Origin of the sequence: Streptomyces sp. NPDC057445, from assembly GCF_042802855.1 — a bacterium.
Lineage (GTDB): Bacteria > Actinomycetota > Actinomycetes > Streptomycetales > Streptomycetaceae > Streptomyces.
Genome location: NZ_JBHVDH010000020.1, coordinates 139,733 through 146,165, shown reverse-complemented (window position 1 = coordinate 146,165; position 6,433 = coordinate 139,733). Strand labels below are relative to the sequence as shown.

Here is a 6,433-nt window from a genome sequence, read left to right as displayed (position 1 = left end):
CGTGCACCACCAGTACTCCTGCAGACTCTCGCCCTTCCAGGCGAACACCGGCACACCCCGCGGACTGTCCGGCGTACCGTCCGGACCCACCGCGACCGCCGCGGCAGCATGGTCCTGGGTGGAGAAGATGTTGCAGGACGCCCAGCGCACCTCGGCACCAAGGGCCACCAGCGTCTCGATCAGCACCGCCGTCTGCACCGTCATGTGCAGCGAACCGGTGATCCGGGCACCGGCCAGCGGCTGCTGCTCCGCGTACTCCTTACGGATCGACATCAGACCGGGCATCTCATGCTCGGCCAGAGTGATCTCCTTACGGCCGAAATCGGCAAGGGAAAGGTCGGCGACCTTGAAGTCCTGACCGGCGGCGACAGTCGTCATTGCGAGCTGCTCCTCATGTGGGTCGAGGGTGGGATGGGGCTCGGTTGGGGCTTGCTGACAGCTGCGGTCCCTGCCACGAAAAGGGCACACGTGTGCGAACACAGGCATGTCCCGACGCGCAAGGCGCCCGCAGCGCAGTCCGTCGGAGGCCCTCTCTCCCTCGGCCGGTCCACAGTCCGGACCGCCCGACCGCCATCAGCAGCGACGTCTGGCTCTGGTCACGAATCTACACCGATCGGTGCCGCCGACCACAGCCCGCCCATCGGGCCGCCCCGGCCGGAACGCGCACCAGCAACGTGCGGGCCGCGGGTCGAAAGGGTGCGCCGTACGCACACCCCGCATCCGCCACCGCACCCTGAGGACGAGGCGTACCGGCGCCCGAACGTGCCGTGGACGTCAAGAGGCCCCCGGACCGATCAGTTCGGTCCGGGGGCCTCCTGCAGTCAGGCGTCCGGGGTCTGTCAGTGGGCGGCGTCCGGCCCCGGCCCGCCCGGGGACTTGGCCGGGTCCGCGCCGGCGGCGGCCGCGGACTCGCTGTAGATGTCCGGTTCCAGGTAGATGACCCGGGCGATCGGGACGGCGGTGCGAATGCGCTCTTCGGCCGCGTTGATGGCGTCGGCGACCTGGGCGGCCGTGTTGTCGTGCCGGACGGCGATCTTCGCGGCCACCAGCAGTTCCTCCGGGCCGAGGTGGAGCGTACGCATGTGGATGATGCCGGTGACCGTGTCGCCGTCGACGACCGCCTCCCGGATCTTCTCGATGTTCTCCGCGCCTGCCGCCTCGCCCAGGAGCAGGGACTTGGTCTCGGCCGCGAGCACGAGCGCGATCAGGATGAGCAGGATGCCGATGCACAGCGTGCCGATGCCGTCCCAGATTCCGTTGCCCGTGAGGAGCGCGAGACCGACACCGCCGAGCGCGAGGACCAGACCGACCAGCGCGCCGAGGTCCTCGAGAAGGACGACCGGGAGCTCGGGGGCCTTGGCGTGGCGGACGAACTCCTTCCAGGAGCGGTCGCCGCGCAGGCCGTTGGACTCCTTGATGGCCGTACGGAAGGAGAAGCTCTCGGCGATGATCGCGAAGACGAGCACACCGATCGGCCAGTACCAGTCCTTGATCTCGTGCGGGTGCGAGATCTTCTCGTAGCCCTCGTAGACCGCGAACATGCCGCCGACCGAGAAGAGGACGATCGAGACGAGGAAGGCGTAGATGTAGCGCTCGCGGCCGTACCCGAAGGGGTGCTGCGGGGTCGCCTCGCGCTGCGCCTTCCTGCCGCCGAGGAGCAGCAGCCCCTGGTTGCCCGAGTCGGCCACCGAGTGGACGCTCTCCGCGAGCATCGACGAGGAACCACTGAAGAGGAACGCCACGAACTTGGCTACCGCGATAGCGAGGTTCGCGGCCAATGCCGCCACGATCGCCTTGGTTCCGCCTGACGCGCTCATGGGTGCGGGGTGTCCTTCCTCGAAGCTCCTGCATTTGCCGACTCGTGCCACGGCAGCGCCTCGGCACGGCGGGCCATTGTTGCAGCAGGCGGGGCGGACGGTGAGTCAGGCCACCACTGTGGCACGGAAGACCGTGCCCGTACCGGACAGTTCGGTCTTCTCGTCCGCCGGTACGAAGACGGACTCGCCCGGTGCGAGCGTGACCCCGCCCGCCTGCGGGCGGCCCGCCGTCGCCAGCAGGATCTGCGGGGTGCGGGCGGTGACGTCGGTGGGCGCCGCGCCCTCCGGCCGTACGAACCGCGACAGCCGGAACTCGTCGACCGGTGCGTCGTACACCTCCTCGCCCGCGGGGGACGCCTCCGGGCGCAGCACACCCGGCTCGGATGCCTCGAAGCGGACGACGCGCAGCAGTTCGGGGACGTCCACATGCTTGGGGGTGAGTCCGCAGCGCAGGACGTTGTCGGAGGTGGCCATGATCTCGACGGCGAGGCCGCTGATGTACGCGTGCGGGACACCGGCTCCGAGGAAGAGGGCCTCGCCGGGCTGCAGCCGGACGTGGTTGAGCAGCATGGCGGCGATCACGCCCGGGTCGCCGGGGAAGTGATGCGCGACGACGGCGTACGGGGCGTAAGGACCGCCGAGGCGTTCGACGGCGGCCGCGGCCTCCGAGACGGTGTGGGCCGTCTCGTCCCGGCCGGCTGCGAGGACGGCGGTGAGGACCTCGCGGAGCGCGGCTTCCTCGGGGTGGGCGTGGAGGAGGTCCACGTACGGCTTGAGGGAGTCGACGTCGAGACCGGCGAGGAGGTCGGCGGCCTCGACGGGCGGGCGGAAGCCGCACAGGCCGTCGAAGGGGGTGAGGGCGCAGACCATCTCGGGCTTGTGGTTGTCGTCCCTGTAGTTGCGGTGCGGCGCGTCCACGGGGATTCCGGCGCGCTCCTCTGCGGCGTAGCCCTCCCGGGCCTGGGCGAGGTCCGGATGGACCTGCAGGGAGAGAGGGGCGCCGGCGGCGAGCAGCTTGAGCAGGAAGGGGAGGCGGGGACCGAACTTGTCGGCGGATGCCGGGCCGAGCTCGTGCACGGGATCGGCGGCGATGACGTCGTTCAGGGCACCGCGATCGGTGCGGGAGGGCGCTCCGGGGTGGGCACCCATCCACATTTCGGCCATCGGCTCTCCGGTGGGAGCGGTGCCGAGGAGGTCCGGGATGAGGGTCGTGGAGCCCCAGGCGTAAGGGCGCACGGTGTTGGAAAGGCGGTCCATGAACGGCGATCCTCGGCTCGGTACGTGGCGGGTACATGGCCTGCAGGTGGCAGGCGCGTTGCGGTTGGCGTGTCCGGCGCAGGCTGCGCCGGACACGGTGACCTGCGGGCCCGGGGCGGACCGGGGCGCGGTGGCGCCCCCGGGGGCCGCACGCTGAGCTTGCGGACCGGACGGCGGCCTCGGGGACGCGCGCGGTGACGGTGTCCCGCGCACGACGCCCCGGGGGCGCGGGCACCGTCAGGCGTGGCTGCCTGTCGTCAGGGCCAGGTAGCCGGCCGCGAAGTCGGTCACGGCGAGGAGCTCGGCCAGGGTCTCCAGCTCGCTGCCCTCCTCCGGCTCAAGTTCGCTGATGGCCGTGTCATGGCTGAGCGCGAGTTCGCGGGCGGCCGGGGCCGCGGTGAGTCCGCCGTCGATGCGGTCCCGCATCAGCAGGACGCGTGCGCGCAGGGCCTGGGGCTCCTCGACCCGGTCGCGGAAGAAGTCGTCGGGATCGGCGCCGGCCGCGAACTCGCCGGCGAGGAGGACTCCGTGGGCCGAGAGTGCCTCGGGGAGCTCGGCGGTGAGGGCCGGAAGGCCGGCCAGCTCGGCGAGTACGGCGGCGAACCGGCGGCCGACGGGGGCCGCGGTGCCTTCGGTCCAGATGAGCGGGAGGGTGTCGGCGAGCTCGGCCGCGAGCGTCTTCGCGGGATTGCTGTACGTCGCGATGGCGGGCCCGCACCGTTCGGCCATGTGGTCCAGGCGGTCCGCGACGTTCTGAAGGACGTCGGGGGGCGCGGCCAGCAGCCCGACGCGGTCGAGGAGGGCGAGCAGAGGCGTGAAAAGGGCCCAGAGCGCACCGGGGCTCGCCGCGGCCTGGGTCTCGTCGTACAGCTCGTACGGAGCGGTTGCCATCGGCACCACCAGACCGTGGACGCCGTCGACGGCCTCGGAGAGCGGGGAGCGCTGCGGGGCGACGGCTACGACGGTGCAGCCGCGGCGGTACGCCTGCTCGGCGAGGAGCGCGAGGCCGGGCTCGCTGCCGTCGGTGGTGGCGATGAGGAGCAGGTCCACCGAGCCGGCCCAGCCGGGGAGCGCCCAGCGGAGGGCGCCGGCGGCGGGGGCGACGCCGGTCGGGTGCAGTCGCGTGACCGGGGCGGAGGCGCCGGCGAGCGCGGTGACGAGGTCGGCGACGCCGGTGGCGGCGGTGCCGGGACCTGCGATGAGGACGGCGCGGGGGCGGCCCTCCGGTTTCAGCTCGTCGATTCCGGCCTCGGCTGCGTGCCGGGCCGCGGTGCGTACCCGTGCGCCGGCCTCCGCGGCGCCGCGGAGCAGTTCGCGGCGATCGGCGCGGGCGAGAGCTTCCGGGGCGTCGAGGAGTGACTCGTCGAGCATGTTGATGGGCCTCCGATTCGCCGTACGGATTGCGGGGGCGGGCTTACGCGGGGCGGCGGGCCTCGTCGACGAGGAGGACCGGGATGCCGTCACGTACGGGGTACGCCAGGCCGCAGTCCTTGCCGGTGCAGATCAGCTCGGGCGTGTCGGCTGCCGTCGCGTCGCTGAGCGGGGCGTGGCAGGCCGGGCAGGCGAGGATCTCCAGGAGACCGGCTTCGAGCGGCATGGGATGTCCCTTCGAACATGCGGTTTGGGGCCACGTCAGCCTACCGCCGAGGGGCGGGCGGCGCGGCTCGGCGTCCCCGGACAAGGGATCCCCCTGGCCTGGGGCGAGGGGCGCCGGGGTTCGGGCCGCTAGGTGCCCGTCGGCGCCGGGGCGCCGGCGGGTGGAGAGCCCCACATGTGCGCAGGCGGGGCGGGCGGGCGCTGGGCGCAGCCCGGGCGGAGGCGGGGCGGGCGAACACAGGTCGGAGCCGGAGCTGACTGCGAGGCCCTGTCGCACGTGCCCCGGCACCCCGGCCCTCGGCGCCGCCGCCTGCCGCCGGGCCCGCCTGCCGCCAGGGGCGTCAAGCGCCCCGTACGAGCCCCAGCACCTCGTCGCGCACCGCGACCATGGTCGTTTCGTCACGGGCCTCGACGTTCAGACGCAGGAGCGGCTCCGTGTTGGAGGGGCGCAGATTGAACCACCAGTTCTCGGTGGCGATGGTGAGTCCGTCGAGAGTGTCGACGGTGATGTCCTCACGGCCGGTGAAGGCGTCGCGCACCATCGCGGTCCGGGCGGTCTGGTCGGCAACCGTGGAGTTGATCTCGCCGGAGGCGCGGTAGCGGTCGTAGCGGGAGACGAGGGCGGAGAGAGGGGTGTCCTGGGTGCCGAGGGCCGCGAGGACGTGGAGCGCGGCGAGCATGCCCGTGTCGGCGTTCCAGAAGTCGCGGAAGTAGTAGTGGGCCGAGTGCTCGCCTCCGAAGATCGCGCCGGTGCGGGCCATCTCCTCCTTGATGAAGGAGTGGCCCACGCGGGTGCGCACCGGCATGCCGCCGTGCTCGCGTACGACCTCCGGAACCGACCACGAGGTGATCAGGTTGTGGATGATCGTGCCTCCGGGGTGCTTCTCCAGCTCGCGTGCCGCGACCAGCGCGGTGATCGCCGACGGCGAGACCGGCTCGCCCCGCTCGTCGACGACGAAGCAGCGGTCCGCGTCGCCGTCGAAGGCGAGGCCGATGTCCGCGACCTCGGTGAGCACGCGCGCCTGGAGGTCGACGAGGTTCTTCGGGTCCAGCGGGTTGGCCTCGTGGTTCGGGAAGGTCCCGTCCAGCTCGAAGTACATCGGTACGAGCTCGATCGGGAGCGACGAGAACACCGTCGGGACCGTGTGGCCGCCCATACCGTTGCCCGCGTCCACCACCACTCTCAGCGGCCGGATCGCGGAGAGGTCCACGAGGGACAGGAGGTGGGCCGCGTAGTCGCTCAGCGTGTCACGCTCGGTGACCGAACCCGGGGCCGGAACAGGCTCCGGGGCGCCCTCGGCGACCCAGCCCTCGACGAGTCCGCGGATCTCCGCCAGGCCGGAGTTCTGGCCGACGGGCGCCGCCCCCGCCCGGCACATCTTGATGCCGTTGTACTGCGCCGGGTTGTGGGACGCCGTGAACATCGCGCCAGGCAGCCCGAGGTGTCCGGAGGCGAAGTACAGCTGGTCCGTCGAGCAGAGCCCGATGAGGGTCACGTCCGCGCCGTGGTTGGCGGCGCCGTGCGCGAAGGCGGCGGAGAGCCCCGGCGACGACGGGCGCATGTCGTGCCCCACGACGATGGCGTCAGCACCGGTCACCTGCACGAACGCGGCGCCGAACAGCTCGGCCAGCGACTCGTCCCACTGATCGGGCACCACCCCGCGGATGTCGTACGCCTTCACGATCTGCGACAGATCAGCAGCAGCAGAAGCAGCCACGGCCCAACCCTCCTGAAGTCCCTGCGGTCAGCTCAAACTACCCGC

Annotated in this window: 6 protein-coding genes; all 6 read right to left on the bottom strand. The window is 72.0% G+C overall.

Annotation, left to right across the window (positions count from 1 at the left end):
* On the bottom strand, positions 1 to 378 hold a 378-nt coding region (locus ACFU5O_RS30240; RefSeq protein WP_384245316.1), incomplete at its 3' end, for an adenosylhomocysteinase.
* 461 nt (positions 379 to 839) lie between these two features.
* The gene (locus ACFU5O_RS30235) at positions 840 to 1,817 is read right to left on the bottom strand and encodes a cation diffusion facilitator family transporter (protein ID WP_384245315.1); all 978 of its coding nucleotides are present in this window, start codon (positions 1,815 to 1,817) and stop codon (positions 840 to 842) included.
* 105 nt (positions 1,818 to 1,922) lie between these two features.
* Complete coding sequence (gene manA / locus ACFU5O_RS30230) at positions 1,923 to 3,074, bottom strand: mannose-6-phosphate isomerase, class I (RefSeq protein ID WP_384245314.1); 1,152 nt, start codon at positions 3,072 to 3,074, stop codon at positions 1,923 to 1,925.
* Positions 3,075 to 3,311: 237 nt separating this feature from the next.
* Positions 3,312 to 4,445 carry an SIS domain-containing protein gene (locus ACFU5O_RS30225; protein WP_384245313.1) on the bottom strand — a complete coding sequence of 378 codons (1,134 nt, stop codon included), beginning with the start codon at positions 4,443 to 4,445 and terminating at the stop codon, positions 3,312 to 3,314.
* 43 nt (positions 4,446 to 4,488) lie between these two features.
* The gene (locus ACFU5O_RS30220) at positions 4,489 to 4,671 is read right to left on the bottom strand and encodes a Trm112 family protein (RefSeq protein WP_384245312.1); all 183 of its coding nucleotides are present in this window, start codon (positions 4,669 to 4,671) and stop codon (positions 4,489 to 4,491) included.
* Positions 4,672 to 5,011: 340 nt separating this feature from the next.
* Entirely contained in the window at positions 5,012 to 6,388 is a 1,377-nt protein-coding gene (locus tag ACFU5O_RS30215) for a phosphomannomutase/phosphoglucomutase (RefSeq protein WP_384245311.1), read from the bottom strand.
* Positions 6,389 to 6,433: the final 45 nt, after the last annotated feature.

Coding starts and splice junctions, on each gene's coding strand:
- ACFU5O_RS30235 (WP_384245315.1), bottom strand. CDS start 1,817: ATGAGCGCGTCAGGCGGAACCAAGGCGATCGTGGCGGCATTGGCCGCG.
- manA (WP_384245314.1), bottom strand. CDS start 3,074: ATGGACCGCCTTTCCAACACCGTGCGCCCTTACGCCTGGGGCTCCACG.
- ACFU5O_RS30225 (WP_384245313.1), bottom strand. CDS start 4,445: ATGCTCGACGAGTCACTCCTCGACGCCCCGGAAGCTCTCGCCCGCGCC.
- ACFU5O_RS30220 (WP_384245312.1), bottom strand. CDS start 4,671: ATGCCGCTCGAAGCCGGTCTCCTGGAGATCCTCGCCTGCCCGGCCTGC.